17 protein-coding genes are annotated in these 13,934 nt (G+C 54.4%); 10 read left to right on the top strand and 7 right to left on the bottom strand.

The window, feature by feature from the left end; translation table 11 throughout:
• Positions 1–3: 3 nt before the first annotated feature.
• Genes cobO through METH5_RS0107300 form a run of 7 tightly spaced genes read left to right on the top strand, consistent with a single transcriptional unit; the run spans position 4 to position 4,963 of the window.
• Positions 4–609 (top strand): cob(I)yrinic acid a,c-diamide adenosyltransferase, encoded by a 606-nt coding sequence (cobO, locus tag METH5_RS0107330; RefSeq protein WP_029147894.1) that lies wholly within the window; start codon positions 4–6, stop codon positions 607–609.
• A complete protein-coding gene (locus METH5_RS0107325) occupies positions 609–1,889 on the top strand; it encodes a cobyrinate a,c-diamide synthase (protein ID WP_029147893.1) in 1,281 nt (426 codons plus the stop codon). Before cobO ends, METH5_RS0107325 begins: the two co-directional genes overlap by 1 nt.
• Positions 1,886–2,557: a 5,6-dimethylbenzimidazole synthase gene (bluB, locus tag METH5_RS0107320; RefSeq protein ID WP_029147892.1), complete on the top strand. Its 672-nt coding sequence runs from the start codon at positions 1,886–1,888 to the stop codon at positions 2,555–2,557. The genes METH5_RS0107325 and bluB overlap by 4 nt, the downstream gene beginning before the upstream one ends.
• Positions 2,554–3,360 (top strand): cobalamin-binding protein, encoded by an 807-nt coding sequence (locus METH5_RS0107315; protein ID WP_029147891.1) that lies wholly within the window; start codon positions 2,554–2,556, stop codon positions 3,358–3,360. Before bluB ends, METH5_RS0107315 begins: the two co-directional genes overlap by 4 nt.
• Positions 3,357–3,881 (top strand): bifunctional adenosylcobinamide kinase/adenosylcobinamide-phosphate guanylyltransferase, encoded by a 525-nt coding sequence (gene cobU, locus METH5_RS0107310; RefSeq protein WP_029147890.1) that lies wholly within the window; start codon positions 3,357–3,359, stop codon positions 3,879–3,881. Before METH5_RS0107315 ends, cobU begins: the two co-directional genes overlap by 4 nt.
• A gap of 15 nt (positions 3,882–3,896) precedes the next feature.
• On the top strand, positions 3,897–4,712 hold the full coding sequence (locus METH5_RS0107305) for a DUF4198 domain-containing protein (protein WP_029147889.1): 816 nt from the start codon (positions 3,897–3,899) through the stop codon (positions 4,710–4,712).
• Between the two features lie 32 nt (positions 4,713–4,744).
• Positions 4,745–4,963, top strand: coding sequence for an RNA-binding S4 domain-containing protein (locus tag METH5_RS0107300; RefSeq protein ID WP_029147888.1), 219 nt, complete (start codon positions 4,745–4,747; stop codon positions 4,961–4,963).
• Here METH5_RS0107300 and METH5_RS0107295 read toward each other — a convergent pair.
• A complete protein-coding gene (locus tag METH5_RS0107295; protein WP_029147887.1) occupies positions 4,960–6,411 on the bottom strand; it encodes a cobyric acid synthase in 1,452 nt (483 codons plus the stop codon). The genes METH5_RS0107300 and METH5_RS0107295 overlap by 4 nt on opposite strands.
• A 2-nt stretch (positions 6,412–6,413) precedes the next feature.
• Between METH5_RS0107295 and cbiB the strand changes: the two genes are divergently transcribed.
• Together cbiB and cobD are read left to right on the top strand one after the other, a co-directional pair.
• Positions 6,414–7,367, top strand: coding sequence for an adenosylcobinamide-phosphate synthase CbiB (cbiB, locus tag METH5_RS0107290; RefSeq protein WP_029147886.1), 954 nt, complete (start codon positions 6,414–6,416; stop codon positions 7,365–7,367).
• Positions 7,360–8,352, top strand: coding sequence for a threonine-phosphate decarboxylase CobD (gene cobD / locus METH5_RS0107285; RefSeq protein WP_029147885.1), 993 nt, complete (start codon positions 7,360–7,362; stop codon positions 8,350–8,352). Before cbiB ends, cobD begins: the two co-directional genes overlap by 8 nt.
• On the opposite strand, the gene METH5_RS0107280 is transcribed toward cobD, so the two are convergent.
• Genes METH5_RS0107280 through METH5_RS0107270 form a run of 3 tightly spaced genes read right to left on the bottom strand, consistent with a single transcriptional unit; the run spans position 8,333 to position 9,855 of the window.
• Entirely contained in the window at positions 8,333–9,019 is a 687-nt protein-coding gene (locus METH5_RS0107280) for an FMN-binding negative transcriptional regulator (protein ID WP_029147884.1), read from the bottom strand. The genes cobD and METH5_RS0107280 overlap by 20 nt on opposite strands.
• A 6-nt stretch (positions 9,020–9,025) precedes the next feature.
• Positions 9,026–9,637, bottom strand: coding sequence for a DJ-1/PfpI family protein (locus METH5_RS0107275; protein WP_029147883.1), 612 nt, complete (start codon positions 9,635–9,637; stop codon positions 9,026–9,028).
• Positions 9,638–9,648: 11 nt separating this feature from the next.
• A complete protein-coding gene (locus METH5_RS0107270) occupies positions 9,649–9,855 on the bottom strand; it encodes a hypothetical protein (RefSeq protein WP_232410982.1) in 207 nt (68 codons plus the stop codon).
• Positions 9,856–9,961: 106 nt separating this feature from the next.
• Between METH5_RS0107270 and METH5_RS0107265 the strand changes: the two genes are divergently transcribed.
• On the top strand, positions 9,962–11,380 hold the full coding sequence (locus METH5_RS0107265) for a PLP-dependent aminotransferase family protein (RefSeq protein WP_232410981.1): 1,419 nt from the start codon (positions 9,962–9,964) through the stop codon (positions 11,378–11,380).
• A 17-nt stretch (positions 11,381–11,397) separates the two neighbouring features.
• Here the strand turns inward: METH5_RS0107265 and cobC are convergent, their stop codons facing one another.
• Genes cobC through cobT form a run of 3 tightly spaced genes read right to left on the bottom strand, consistent with a single transcriptional unit; the run spans position 11,398 to position 13,810 of the window.
• Positions 11,398–11,964: an alpha-ribazole phosphatase gene (gene cobC, locus METH5_RS0107260; protein ID WP_029147880.1), complete on the bottom strand. Its 567-nt coding sequence runs from the start codon at positions 11,962–11,964 to the stop codon at positions 11,398–11,400.
• Positions 11,961–12,752 carry an adenosylcobinamide-GDP ribazoletransferase gene (locus tag METH5_RS0107255; protein WP_029147879.1) on the bottom strand — a complete coding sequence of 264 codons (792 nt, stop codon included), beginning with the start codon at positions 12,750–12,752 and terminating at the stop codon, positions 11,961–11,963. Before METH5_RS0107255 ends, cobC begins: the two co-directional genes overlap by 4 nt.
• A gap of 11 nt (positions 12,753–12,763) precedes the next feature.
• Positions 12,764–13,810, bottom strand: a complete 1,047-nt coding sequence (gene cobT / locus METH5_RS0107250; RefSeq protein ID WP_029147878.1) for a nicotinate-nucleotide--dimethylbenzimidazole phosphoribosyltransferase — start codon at positions 13,808–13,810, stop codon at positions 12,764–12,766.
• Positions 13,811–13,934 lie beyond the last annotated feature (124 nt).

Here is a 13,934-nt window from a genome sequence, read left to right as displayed (position 1 = left end):
ATCATGGAAACCAATGACCGTGACAGCCGCCATAAGGCGCGCATGATCCGCAAAAAAGCGGTCATTGACGAAAAAATCGAGCAGGCCAATCAAGAAAAAGGCCTGCTCCTTATTCTCACCGGCAACGGCAAAGGTAAAAGTTCTTCTGCCTTTGGCATGGTTGCCCGCTCTTTGGGCCACGGCATGCGTGTCGGCGTGGCCCAATTTATCAAAGGCCGCTCAGATACCGGCGAAGAAGCCTTTTTCCGCCAGCATCCTGCCGTCACCTGGCATGTGCTGGGCGAAGGCTTTACCTGGAACACACAAGATCGCCAGCGCGATACCGAAACCGCCATGCGTGGCTGGGAAATCGTGGCGCAAATGCTGCAAGATCCGGCGATCGATCTCGTGGTGCTGGACGAACTCACTTACACTTTCAAATATGGTTACCTAGACGAGCAAATGGTGTTGGACGCGATTGCCAAGCGCCCACCCATGCAGCACGTGGTGATTACTGGCCGCGGGGCTTCTGAGGCATTGAGAAATGCGGCCGATACCGTCTCTGAATTGATGGATGTCAAACACGCCTGGCGCGCAGGCATCAAAGCCCAGGCTGGGATAGACCTCTAATGCAAGCAGCCAGCTGTCACGCCATGCTCATGGCTGCGCCTGCTTCCGGCCAAGGCAAAACCATGACCACCGCCGCGTTGGCGCGCGCCTACCGCAACCGCGGCTTGCGTGTGCAAGCCTTTAAATGCGGCCCGGACTTTATTGACGGCATGATTCTGCAAGTGGCCACAGGCAAGCCGGTCTATAACCTTGACCTCGGCATGTGTGGCGAAGCCGATGCGCAACGATTATTACATCAGGCTGCGCAAGACAATGACGTGATTTTGCTCGAAGGTGTGATGGGGCTTTATGACGGCACACCCTCTTGTGCCGATATTGCCGAGCGCTTTGGCATTGCCGTCGGCTTGGTGATTAATGCCAAAGCCATGGCACAAACCTTTGCCGCGATTGCCTTTGGCTTGTACGCGTTTAGGCCAAGCCTGAAACGCGCAGGCGTATTTGCCAACCAAATTGGCAGCGATGGCCACGCCAAGATGATCCAAGCCGCCTTGCCAGCCGATATCCCCTGGCTGGGTGCCATGAAGCATGACGCACAGCTGAGTTTGCCAGAGCGCCACCTCGGCCTGCACCTGGCACAAGAGATTGACGATATTGAGCAGCGCATAGAAGCCGCCGCACAATTTCTGGGGCCAGGGATTCCTTTGCCGCCCACCGTCAGCTTTCAAGTACCGGAACCACTTGCTACGACGCCATTGCTGCAAGGCAAAACCATTGCCGTGGCCAAGGATGCCGCGTTCTGTTTTACCTATCAGGCCAATCTCGATTTACTGCAAACACTAGGTGCCGACATTACGTTTTTCTCACCTGTGCACGATGCGCAGTTACCTGCCGCAGATGCTTACTGGCTACCTGGCGGCTACCCCGAACTGCATCTGGACCAACTGCAACATAACCACAGCTTGCGCGACGGCCTACACGCCGCCGCGCAAGCGGGTAAACCTATCCTGGCCGAATGCGGCGGCATGCTGGCGCTGGGTGACACACTGAATGGCCAGCCTGTGTTCGGGCTATTGCCAGGCAAGAGTGAGATTCAACCCAAGCTACAAGGTCTGGGCACGCAACACGCCACTTTTGCAACTACGGACGACGACGCGGCCAGCATAGGTGCACACACGTTTCACTATGGCCGCTTTGACACTGATATGCCAGTGATCGCCCAAGGCAAAGGCAAATATGGCGCGGGTGAAGAGGTCTATCGCCACCAGAATATCACCGCCAGCTTTCTGCATTTTTACTTCCCGTCTAACCCAGCGCTGGCCGCACAATTTTTCCTGCCATGAGTTTTGCCTATTCAGACACCGACAAAGCGGCGATCTACAAAGTGATTGCCGAGCGGCGCGATATGCGGCACTTTTTGCCGACGCCGATTGCTCCCGAATTATTGCAAACACTATTGCAAGCCGCACACCATGCCCCCAGCGTTGGCCTGATGCAACCATGGCGCTTTATCCGCATCAGCGACGCAGAGCTGCGCAAACGCATACATGCGCTGGTCGATGAAGAGCGCAAACACACGGCGCAAGCCATTGGCGAAGTTGAAAACACGGCACGCATGGCCGAATTTATGCGCCTCAAGGTCGAAGGCATTTTGGACTGTGGTGAATTACTGGTCGCCACTTTGTGTGACCAGCGCGAGAAGTATGTATTTGGCCGCCGCACGCTGCCCGAAATGGACCTGGCTTCAGTCAGTTGTGCCATTCAAAACCTGTGGCTGGCAGCACGTGCAGAAGGCATAGGCATGGGCTGGGTCAGCCTGTTTGACCCACAAGCATTGGCGCAATTATTAGGCATGCCAGCCGATGCCAAACCGGTGGCGATTTTATGCCTGGGCTATGTGAATACTTTTTACAAATCCCCCATGCTGGTAGAACAAGGCTGGGCTACCGAAAAACCACTCTCAGACATGCTGATGGAAAACGGCTGGCATAATCACGAGGCGCAGCCATGAAGCGCTGGCCGCAACGCATTGTCTGCCTAACCACTGAAACGGTGGAGGTGTTGTACCTGTTGGGTGAGCAAGACCGACTTGTCGGCATTTCTGGTTTTACCACCCGCCCGGCCATTGCGCGCAAAGAAAAACCCAAAATCAGCGCCTTCACCAACGCTAATATCGAAAAAATTCTGGCACTACAACCAGACCTGGTGCTGTGTTTTTCTAACTTGCAGGCCGACATTGCCGCGTCACTGATTAAAGCTGGCTGCCAGGTGCATGTGTTTAACCAGCGCAGCCTGGACGAAACTTTGCAAATGATACTCACCGTGGGCGACCTGGTCGGGGCCAGCGACAAAGCGAATAAGCTAGTAGAAACTTACCAGGCACAACTGACTGCCGCGCGCCAGCAAGCGTCCGCTTGGTCACGCCAACCCAAGGTCTATTTTGAAGAGTGGGATGAGCCCATGATGTGTAGCATCCGCTGGGCAGCTGAGCTCATTGAAGCCGCAGGCGGCGTCGATTGCTTCCCGCACTTAAGCCAGTTTCACAGCGCACGTGACCGGCAAGTCACTGCAGAGCAGGTATTAGCCGCGCAGCCTGACATCATTATTGGCTCCTGGTGCGGCAAAAAATTCCAGCCAACAAAAGTGGCTGCACGTGCAGGTTGGCAAGCCATGCCCGCCATACGAGACGGCCATCTTTACGAAATAAAATCCGTCGATATTTTGCAGCCTGGCCCCGCACTATTTACTGAAGGCCTACCGCAATTGCAAACCATTATTCAACGCTGGCAACAGCAGCACGGGAGTGTTTTATGAGTAGTCACCTGATTTTAGGCGGTGCGCGTAGCGGCAAAAGTGCTTATGCAGAGCGGTTAGCGTCTGCACTGGAGTTGCCGGTGACTTATATCGCCACGGCGCAAGTGTATGACGATGAGTTCGCCAAGCGGGTGTCGCATCACAAAGAACGCCGCCCACCCTATTGGGCATTGGTAGAAGCGCCGTTTAACCTCGGGCAAACGCTGCTAGCCAACGATGCAGCTGATACCTGTGTGATTGTCGATTGCCTGACCTTATGGTTAGCACAATGCATCTGCCCCGATTGTGACAAACCGGAGCGGCTGGATTGGCAGGCAGAAAAGCAGGCCTTGCTGGACGCGTTGCCGCAATTGCAAGCGACGGTGTTTTTAGTCAGCAATGAAGTCGGCATGGGCATCGTGCCGCTGGGCGAAATCAATCGCCAGTTTCAGGATGAACAAGGTCGCTTGAACCAGCATGTGGCAGCCATTGCCAATGCAGTCAGTTTTATTGCAGCAGGCTTGCCGTTAAAGCTTAAATAACAAGAAAGACATACCATGAAAAAAATTTCCTTAGCCATCATCGCCTTCGTTGCATCCCTAGGTGCCGAGGCGCATGTGCCATTTTTAAAACCTAACCAGTTCAATGTGACGCATCACCGCCTGACCATTGAGTCAGCATTTACCGAGTTTCCATTCCAGGCCGATTTTGCCATGGACTCGCCCAACTTTACGATCACGGCGCCTAACGGCACAACCTCGGCGATCAAACCGATCGCCAAAACCAAGGCAGCAGTTTATCTCGAGCCAGAATTAAAAGAGGAAGGTACGTATCGTATCAGCACAGGACTACGCGTGGGCCCAATCTATAAAGCTGTTGAGACGGCGGATAAAAAGCTCTACTTTGCGGCAGACATGAAGCGCGTGACCGGCAAGCCGACCACCATGAATTACTATAGCTATGCTGACACTTATATCTTTAAAGGCCAACAAAAATACACTGCCAAGCCCTTTAACCAAGGCCTGGAAATTATTCCACTGGCGTCACCCAATGGCCTGCTGCTGGGCGGTGAACTCAGTTTCCGTGTGCTGGAAAATGGTAAGCCGGTGCCAGATGCGCGCATTATCGTGGTGACGGATAACGAGCATTTTATCAAACACAGGATCGAGGACTTGTACGACCTCGACAATGTCAGAACCTCCAACATTCATGCCAACCAGCAGGGCGAGTTTAGCTTTCACCCGCAAAAAGCCGGGTTGAATTTTCTATTTGTCACCGTGCATCACCAGTTGAATGAAAATTTGTGGGAAAGCCAGAATGCCTCACTTACACTGGAGGTGAATTTACCGCCAGAAACTGCAAACAAGCCTTAAAATGACGCTTTCAGACACGCATAGGACAAACCATGGCAACGACGACTTTTGAACTGAGAGGCGAACATATCGCGCTATGTGATTTGCTGAAACTGGAAGGCGTGGCCGACAGTGGCGGCCAGGGAAAGTCTATGGTGGCCGAAGGGTTGATTAAGGTCGATGGCGCCATTGAGCGCAGAAAAACTGCCAAAATCCGCGCCGGACAAGTGGTAGAAGCGTTTGAGCAGACGATTAAAGTGGTGTCAGGCTAAACTGGCTTAAACCCTGCTGGCAGATAAGGTGCAAGCGCTGACCAATTGATATGCTGGCGCAAACTTTGCGCCAGTTGCTCCAAACTCTGTTCTCGCAATTGCGTGTAGTCGTAATCCACCTGGGTAGACAACCCCGCCCATTGCAACCAGGCGGCACAGGCTTGCGGGTGGTCAAACAAACCATGCACGTAACTGCCCGCGACCTGGCCATCGGCTGACAATGCGCCTTCTGCCTGCCCCGCGATGTCATGCACCGGGCGCGCCAACGCAGCGCCGCTACTCACGCCCATATGAATCTCATAACCCTGTAATTCTGCATCGGCAAAAGCCAGCTTGCCTGAGACTTGTTTGAGCTGTTTATGTGCTTCCAGCGTGGTTTCCATGGGCAACCAGCCTAGCCCTTTACTACTGCCGGCTTCGCCCTCTAGCGCCAACGGATCATGCAACTGCTGGCCGAGCATCTGAAAGCCGCCACAAATCCCCAGTACTTTGCCGCCGTAACGCAAATGCCGCGCAATCACAGGCTCCCAGCCATACTCGCGCAAAGCCGCCAAGTCGCCTCGCACATTTTTACTACCGGGCAAAATGATTAAATCAGCCGCGGGCACAGGCTCACTCAAACGCACAAACTTGAGGTCGACTTGCGGGTGCAAACGCAACGCGTCAAAGTCGGTATGGTTGGCGATATGCGGTAACACGGGTACCACGACCGTTAATTGTGCGCCGGTTTTTTTGGTACTCGTCCTGGCCACGGCATCTTCTGCTTCCAGATGCAAATCATGCAGATAGGGCAACACGCCTAGCACGGGTTTGCCCGTGCGCGCTTCCAGCCAATCCAGCCCAGGTTGCAGCAAAGCAATATCGCCGCGAAATTTGTTAATGACAAAGCCAACCACCCGCGCCTGTTCGCTTTCGCTCAGTAAAGCCAGGGTGCCAACCAGGTGTGCGAACACGCCGCCTTTATCAATATCGGCCACCAAAATCACCGGGCAATCCACCGCCTCGGCAAAGCCCATATTGGCAATATCATTCGCACGCAGGTTGATTTCGGCCGGGCTACCTGCGCCCTCAACCACCACGCAGCCATACTGTTGCTGCAAGCGTTGATAAGATTGCAGCACCGCCTGCATCGCGGTTTTTTTATAGTCGTGGTAAGTACTCGCTTCCTGGTTACCCACCACCTGGCCGTGAATAATCACCTGGCAGCCGGTGTCTGAATTCGGCTTGAGCAACACCGGGTTCATATCGGTATGCGGCTGCAATCCGCACGCCATCGCTTGCACCGCCTGCGCCCGGCCAATCTCGCCGCCATCGGCAGTCACGGCGGCATTGAGCGCCATGTTTTGCGGCTTGAATGGCGCCACCGCCACCCCTCTGCGGTACAATACGCGGCACAATCCGGCCACCAGCGTACTTTTACCGGCATCCGACGTGGTGCCCTGAACCATTAATGTTTTCACTACCTGTTTATCCATCACTCGATTATCTCACACTCGCCGGGCTTGCCTGTGGTGCTGTGCTGCTTGATGGCTGGCTGGGCGAACCCAGGCGCTGGCATCCGCTGGTGGGCTTTGGCTGGCTGGTGACGCAACTTGAAAAACGCTTGAATCTCTCACACAAACACCCATCACGCCGCCAATATATTTACGGCGTGCTCGGCGTCAGCCTAGTCGTTTTACCGCCGGTCATTTTATGCCTGTTAATCATGCATCTCTCAGTATGGCTGGCACTCTCGCTACACCTGTATTTGCTGTATTTTGCCATTGGTCACCGCAGCTTGCGCCAGCATGGGTTGGCAGTCTATAACGCGTTGCAGACTGGGCAATTTCAGCAGGCACAACTTGCCACCTCTTATATGGTGAGCCGCGATGTAGAAGCGATTGAACCCGTGAGCGCGACCATTGAATCGGTGCTGGAAAACGGCAATGACAGCGTGTTTGGTGCCCTGTTTTGGTTTTTTGTTGCAGGCGGCCCTGGGGCGCTGGCCTACCGCCTGGTGAACACCCTGGATGCCATGTGGGGCTATAAAACACCGCGTTATTTCTATTATGGCTGGGCGGCCGCCCGACTGGATGACGTGCTGAATTATGTGCCCGCCCGGCTGACGGCGCTCACCTATGCATTGCTTGGCCACACACGGCTGGCATGGCAAACCTGGCGGCAACAGGCACCGTTATGGGATAGCCCGAATGCAGGCCCGGTAATGGCTGCCGGAGCAGGCGCGCTGAATGTGCAATTGGGCGGACGCGCCCGCTATCACGGTGAGTGGCATGAGCGCCCGCGCCTGGGCACCAATATTGCACCCACCAAAGAAGATATTCCCCGCGCGTTGCAATTGGTACGCAATGGCATCGTCATTTGGCTGATGCTTGCGCTACTGCTTGGAGCGGTCACTTATGCTTGAACATGGCGGTAACTTGCAGCAGGCCGCGCAGCAATACGGCAGGCCACTGGCAGACTGGCTGGATATCTCCACCGGCATTCATCCAGAGCATTACCCGATCCCGGCATTATCAGCCTCGCTGTTTCAACGCTTGCCGCCCGCGCCCGATGCGCTGCAGGCTGCGGCTCGTGCTTATTACAGTTGCCAGCACGTATTAGCCTGCGCAGGTTCACAGGCAGCCCTGCAAGCATTACCCAGCTTACGCGCACCATGCCGTGTCGCCATGCCACGTACCATGTATCAAGAGCACGCACACGCCTGGCAACGTGCCGGGCATCAGGTGCAATTTTTCGACCAGATGCCAGATGACCATCTGTTACAGAATACGGACGTATTGCTGGTATGTAATCCCAATAATCCCACCGGCTACTTATACCCAACCGATACGCTATTAGACTGGCATACGCGACTGGCCGCACGCGGCGGCTGGCTGGTGGTAGACGAAGCGTTTATGGACACCACACCACAACATAGCCTCGCCAGCCATAGCGGGCAAGCAGGTTTATGGGTGTTACGATCGCTGGGTAAGTTTTTTGGCCTGGCCGGGCTACGCGTGGGCTTCTTGCTTGGCGAACCACAAGCGCTGGCACAGCTTGAATCGTTACTCGGCCCATGGACCATCACCGGGCCGAGTCAATTTATCGCCAGTCAGGCACTGGCCGACCGCGACTGGCAACAACAGATGCGCGAACAGTTACCTGCGCAATCCAGGCAGTTAGCACAACTACTTAGCCAGCATGGGCTCGCACCCGCGGGCAGCACAGATTTATTTCAATATGTGTTGCACCCTGCGAGCCGCGCGTTGCAGCAGGCATTGGCCGAGCAAGGCGTATGGACGCGTTATTTTGCAGCGCCGCAAGCACTGCGGTTTGGTTTACCGCTGACCACCGCCTGGTCACGCCTGGCACAAGCGCTAGACAAGGCCTCTAAGTCGATAAGTGGTTAACTGCCCGGACAATCTCAGCCATGGCTTTGCCATGCGCAGCCTCACTCGCACTTAAGCCCTGTAGTACACCCAGTTGATTCGCCAGTGGCTGGTTCTGGCTTACCTTCCATTTGCCCGTCAGTTGCGTGATTTCAATTTCAATGCCCACCACTGCCTGCATCAGTTGATCGATAAAGCCCGTTGGTGCATCTTCCAACTGCCAAGGCTGTTCAAATGCCGTTTCCTGTTGCGCAGTTAGCGCTGCCAGATGGGCGCCTAACCAGTGGGCATCTTCGATCACCCGCAGCGTGCCTCGCACATGCGCCACCACATAGTTCCAGGTTGGCACCACCATGCCGGTTTGCGCTTTACTGGCGTACCAAGATGGCGTCACATAAGCATGCGGCCCATGAAAAACCGCCATCACGGGTTGCTCAGCCTGCTCAGCCTGCTCAGCCTGCTCAGCCTGCTCAGCCTGCTCAGCCTGCTCAGCCTGCTCAGCTTGCCATAAGGGATTTGCACGCGCCAGGTGACCGCTCAACACACCCTCAGCATCTAAATACAGTGGCAAATGGTTGACCTCGACACCATCGCCTGTGGTCATGATCAAGGTGGCAAATGGATATGTCCGTATCAGTTCGTGTAGCGCCGCCTCACCGGGGGCAGAAAAATGTTTGGGGGTATACATACGCGATCAAATAAACACGTCTGCGGGCAAATACGGCCTGACATGGCCTACCGCACGCTGCACATAAAGTTCTTTTTCGCCGACCGGAGCGACATAATGCAATGCACGCTCGGCGGCCTCAAGGCCTGCACTACGGACAATCAGCCAAAACGCCAGATATTGTGAAGCCAGGCAGCCCCCTGCGGTAGCCAGATTACCTTGTGCAAAAAACGGCTGATCCAATACATTGCAGCCCAAGGCTTGCACCCAGGCTTTAGTCACCAGGTCAGTGCACACAGGCATCTCATTGAGCAGCCCTAGCCTGGCCAAAATCAATGCACCTGAACATTGCGCAGCGATCAATTGCCTTTCCGGGTCTAAACGCACAGTTTCAAGTACTGCACTCTCTGCAACTTCCCGGGTATAAATACCACTACCGATAATGACGGCATCGGCAGCCGCACTCTCTTCTAAAGAAATATGTGACGCTATCACTACGCCATTCATGGAGGTGACGGTGGCAGTAGGGCTGGCAATAGAGACCCGCCAGCCAGGCCGCTGCACACGATTGAGGATGCCCAGTGCCACGATGGAATCCAGCTCATTAAATCCATCAAAAGTCAGGATAGCAATATGCATGGTCGTCCTTTCTAGCGCACAGGCAGCAACTGCCCTCTAACGAACACCATCACCTGCTGCGCATCATCGGCAGGCTCACACACAGCCCCCGCCCGCAGGTTACTGACACACACCCGCCCGGCATCCTGCTGACCAGCATCTGCAAGATGACCATAGTGGCCGTATGCATAAGGCAGAACAACCACAACCAGCAACACCATCACCACGACTCGCATCATCAGTCTTTATTCCCTAATAAGTTTAATCACATACTATCGCCCCACACATGTACACTACATATACAATTTAAATATCAATTTTAGACACTGTACAGGTCCATACACCATGCCAGTCACGCAGCCATTGATCACCCTAAACCCGCAAGACCCGGTGCCGCTGGTCGAGCAGATTGTCACCGGCGTCAAACAGCAAATAGAGCAACGTCTGTTACGCACGGGCACGCGCTTGCCCTCTATCCGCGACTTTGCGGTACAACACCACATTAGCCGCTTTACCGTGGTCGACGCCTATGACCGCCTGGTGGCATTAGGTTATTTACTGTCGCGGCGCGGCTCAGGTTTTTATGTGGCACCGCTCAACAAGCCTGAAGAAAGCGTTTCAAGCACCTCTTACCTGGATAGGGCCGACGATGTGTTATGGCTTCTGCATAACACTTTCAGGGACGTGCCAGATGCACTTAGGCCGGGCTGTGGCTGGTTGCCCAAAGACTGGCTGGATGAAAAAGTCATTCAAAAAAGCCTGAATGAATTGTCACGAAAATCGGGGGATTTTTTAACCGGCTATGGCGATGTAAGTGGGTACTTACCATTGCGGCAACAGCTTGCACAAAAGAACCTGGCCGACATTGGCATCCACGCCGAAGCGCAACACATCCTGATGACCAACGGTGCTTCGCATGGCCTGGATTTAGTCGCGCGATTATTGATCAAACCCGGTGATGTGGTGTTGGTGGACGACCCAGGCTATTACACCTTATTTGGTTTTTTAAAATCCATGGGCGCGCGCATCATGGGCGTACCTCGGCTATTCAATGGCCCTGACGTCAGTGCCTTGCAGCAATTGCTGCAAACATATAAACCCAAATTATTTTTTACCAACACCGTGTTGCACAACCCCACAGGCACCAGCACCAGTCTGGCGGTGGCACACCAGATATTACAACTGGCCGAAAAACACAGCTTATATATTGTGGAAGATGATATTTACGGCGACTTTCATCCGCAGAATGCACCGCGCCTGGCGGCACTGGATCAGCTTAACCGCGTCATTTATGTCAGCAGCTATTCCAAAACCATTTCTGCCAGCTTGCGCGTGGGTTTTATTGCCTGCCAGGCCGAACTGGCCAGCCGCCTGCTAGACCTCAAATTACTCACCGGCCTCACCAGCTCAGAAATCAACCAACGCGTGATGTACCAGATTCTGGTCGAAGGCAGGTACCGCAAGCACATGGAGAAAGTACGCACGCGGCTGGAGGTGAAAAGAGCACAAGTAATACGCGCACTGGAAGAATGTGGCTTAAGCATCCACGCCGAACCTGCAGGCGGCATGTTTGTCTGGGCTAAACTGGCTCACGACCAAAACGCTGCAGAAATTGCCAGCGAAGCATCGAAGATGAATATCATGCTGGCGCCGGGCAACCTGTTCAGGCCTTACCAGGAACCTTCGTCGTGGCTGCGCTTTAATGTGGCGCATTGTGACGACGACAAGGTATTTGCGCTACTGCGAAAAGCTAGCCGCCAATAAATACCTTAGGAAACACCTTAGCGATTCACAAACTCCACTTTAGGAATCGAGCCCGACAGGTCCAAACGTGTGAGGCTTGCGTAAGCGACATGAAACCTAAACAACCCCTTAAGATGCATATTGAGCGCATGCGCAATCAAGGCGCGTATCATGCCGCCGTGCGTGACCACCAGCACATGCTGCCCGGCATGGCGGGTGTGTGCTTCTTGCAAAAACGCCACCCCGCGCCGTTGCAAATCAGCAAATGTTTCACCGTTAGGCGGCGCCATGTCGGCATAGTTTTGCGCCCACACATCAAACAACTCACGTGGAATATCGTTCCACGACTGCATTTCCCAATCGCCAAAATGCAACTCTTGCAGGCGCTCATCGTGCACGATGCTGTCAAACCCCAGCGCATGCGCCAACTTGCTGCAACGCTGTAGCGGGCTGGCATACACGGCATCAATCTGTTCATGAGTCAGCTTCTGTTTAAGCTGCGACAATTCGCTGGCAAAGTTGACTGAAACATCAATATCGGTCTGGCCATAGCAAATGCCCTCAGCGATTTGCAAACTGGTATGCCGTACTAAGGTGAGTTTCATGTTAAATGTTCCCAGGCCAATACCCCTAAGTAAAAGGCCAGCTCAGTTAATTGTTGTGTCGCGCCTAATGTATCACCGGTATAGCCCTGCAAATGGCGCAAAATCAGGCGACGCCACCACCCCCAGATCACAAGCACTGGCAAACTGGTGATAAGCAAAAAGCGGATGGCAGCGATGGCAGAATGATTTACCGCTAACATCAGGCCAAAACCCAGCCAGCAGACTAAGCCAAATACACTGGCGCACACAATATCCTGCCTTGTAAGCGTGGTGGCCAAAGGCTTGGACTTACCGGCGAAGCGGACATAGCTGGCCGTCGCCATAATGACCACCGCAGCCAGACGGCTCAGGGCATGGGCGGCAATCAAGGCAAACGGCAGAATGGCTGGCGTGAGTGCAGACAAGGCCTGAAATTTGAACAGCAACATACCCACCAGCGCAATGGCGCCATAACTGCCCAAGCGTGAATCCTGCATGATTTCAAGTTTACGGGCGCGATCCATGCCGCCGCCCAGGCCATCGGCGCTGTCAGCCAGGCCATCTTCATGAAACGCGCCGGTGAGGTAAATTGTGATGGCCATGCTGCACAATACGGCCAATGCAGGCGGCAACAGCCAACTCGCCAGCCACCAGACAATGGCGGCCAGCAGGCCTATGAGTAATCCAACCAGCGGAAAATATCGCGCGGCATGGTTGAGATCAGACTCGTGAAAGTCTGACACCGTCGGCACTGGCAACCGCGTGAAAAAGCCGACCGCCAGGACGAAATACCGCCATTGCAGCTTCACTGCAATGACCTTCACTCTAGTTGCCCGCTGACACCAGCACTGTCAAAACTGGCCATTTCATTGAGAAAAGCCACCGCCGATTGCAACAAAGGATAAGCCAGCACCGCCCCTGTGCCTTCGCCCAAGCGTAGCGACAAGTGCAATAAGGGCTGTGCCTTGAGGTGCGACAGCATCATGCTATGCCCGCTTTCATCCGAGCAATGGGCAAACACACAATAATCGATCACTTGCGGATACAGTTTAGCGGCCACCAATAAAGCAGAGGTAGCAATAAAACCGTCAATCAGCAAGGTGGCCCTGGCTTCTGCCGCCGCCAGCAAGGCGCCAACCATCATGGCAATTTCAAACCCGCCAAATACGGCCAAGGCTTGCAGTGGGTCGTCAGCAGACACATGATGAGTTTGCAGGGCTGACGTCAGCACCGATAATTTATGCTGCAAACCTTTATCGCTTAACCCGGTGCCACGGCCAACGCACTGATGCATAGGCAAGCCGCACAGCACACTCATCAGGCAACTGGCGCTAGAGGTGTTACCTATGCCCATTTCACCCAGTGCGAGCACGTTACAGCCCTGCGCAATGGCATCACGCGCAATTTGTGCGCCGCGTGTGACGGCTTGCGTACACTGATCTGTGGTCATGGCAGGCAGATGGCGAAAATTCTCAGTGCCCATGCCCAGCTTGGCATCCACGAGCAGTGGGTGCGGTTGAAACACCGCATTCACACCGCTATCGACCACGTGCAAATCAAAGCCATGCTGGCGCGCGAACACATTGATTGCCGCGCCGCCATTAAGAAAATTGAGTACCATTTGCGCCGTCACCGCCTGCGGATAAGGACTAACGCCTTCTGCCACAATGCCATGGTCGCCGGCAAACACCAGCATGGTGGGCTGTTGCAAGGTTGGCTGCTCGGTGTTTTGTACCAAGCCCAGCTGCAAAGCCAGCGCTTCCAGGCGCCCCAATGCGCCCAGTGGTTTGGTTTTTTGGTTAATTTGCCGCACCAGCGCGGCTTGCAAAGGCTCGTTCTGGGTAGGCGCAATGTGAAATGTCTGCATAGTTGTTATTTTACCGAGCAAAAACCAAAGCGTAGCAGAATTATGCAATGCCTGGCTTGCATTTTCCTGACCATAAAAAAGCCCCGCAAACGCGGGGCAGGGCTCTAAGGATCACACGCAAAAA

The sequence above is a fragment of the Methylophilus sp. 5 genome (assembly GCF_000515275.1).
GTDB lineage: Bacteria > Pseudomonadota > Gammaproteobacteria > Burkholderiales > Methylophilaceae > Methylophilus.
The sequence above is the reverse complement of the archived record's forward strand: the minus strand, read 5'-3'. Positions and strand labels throughout refer to the sequence as shown.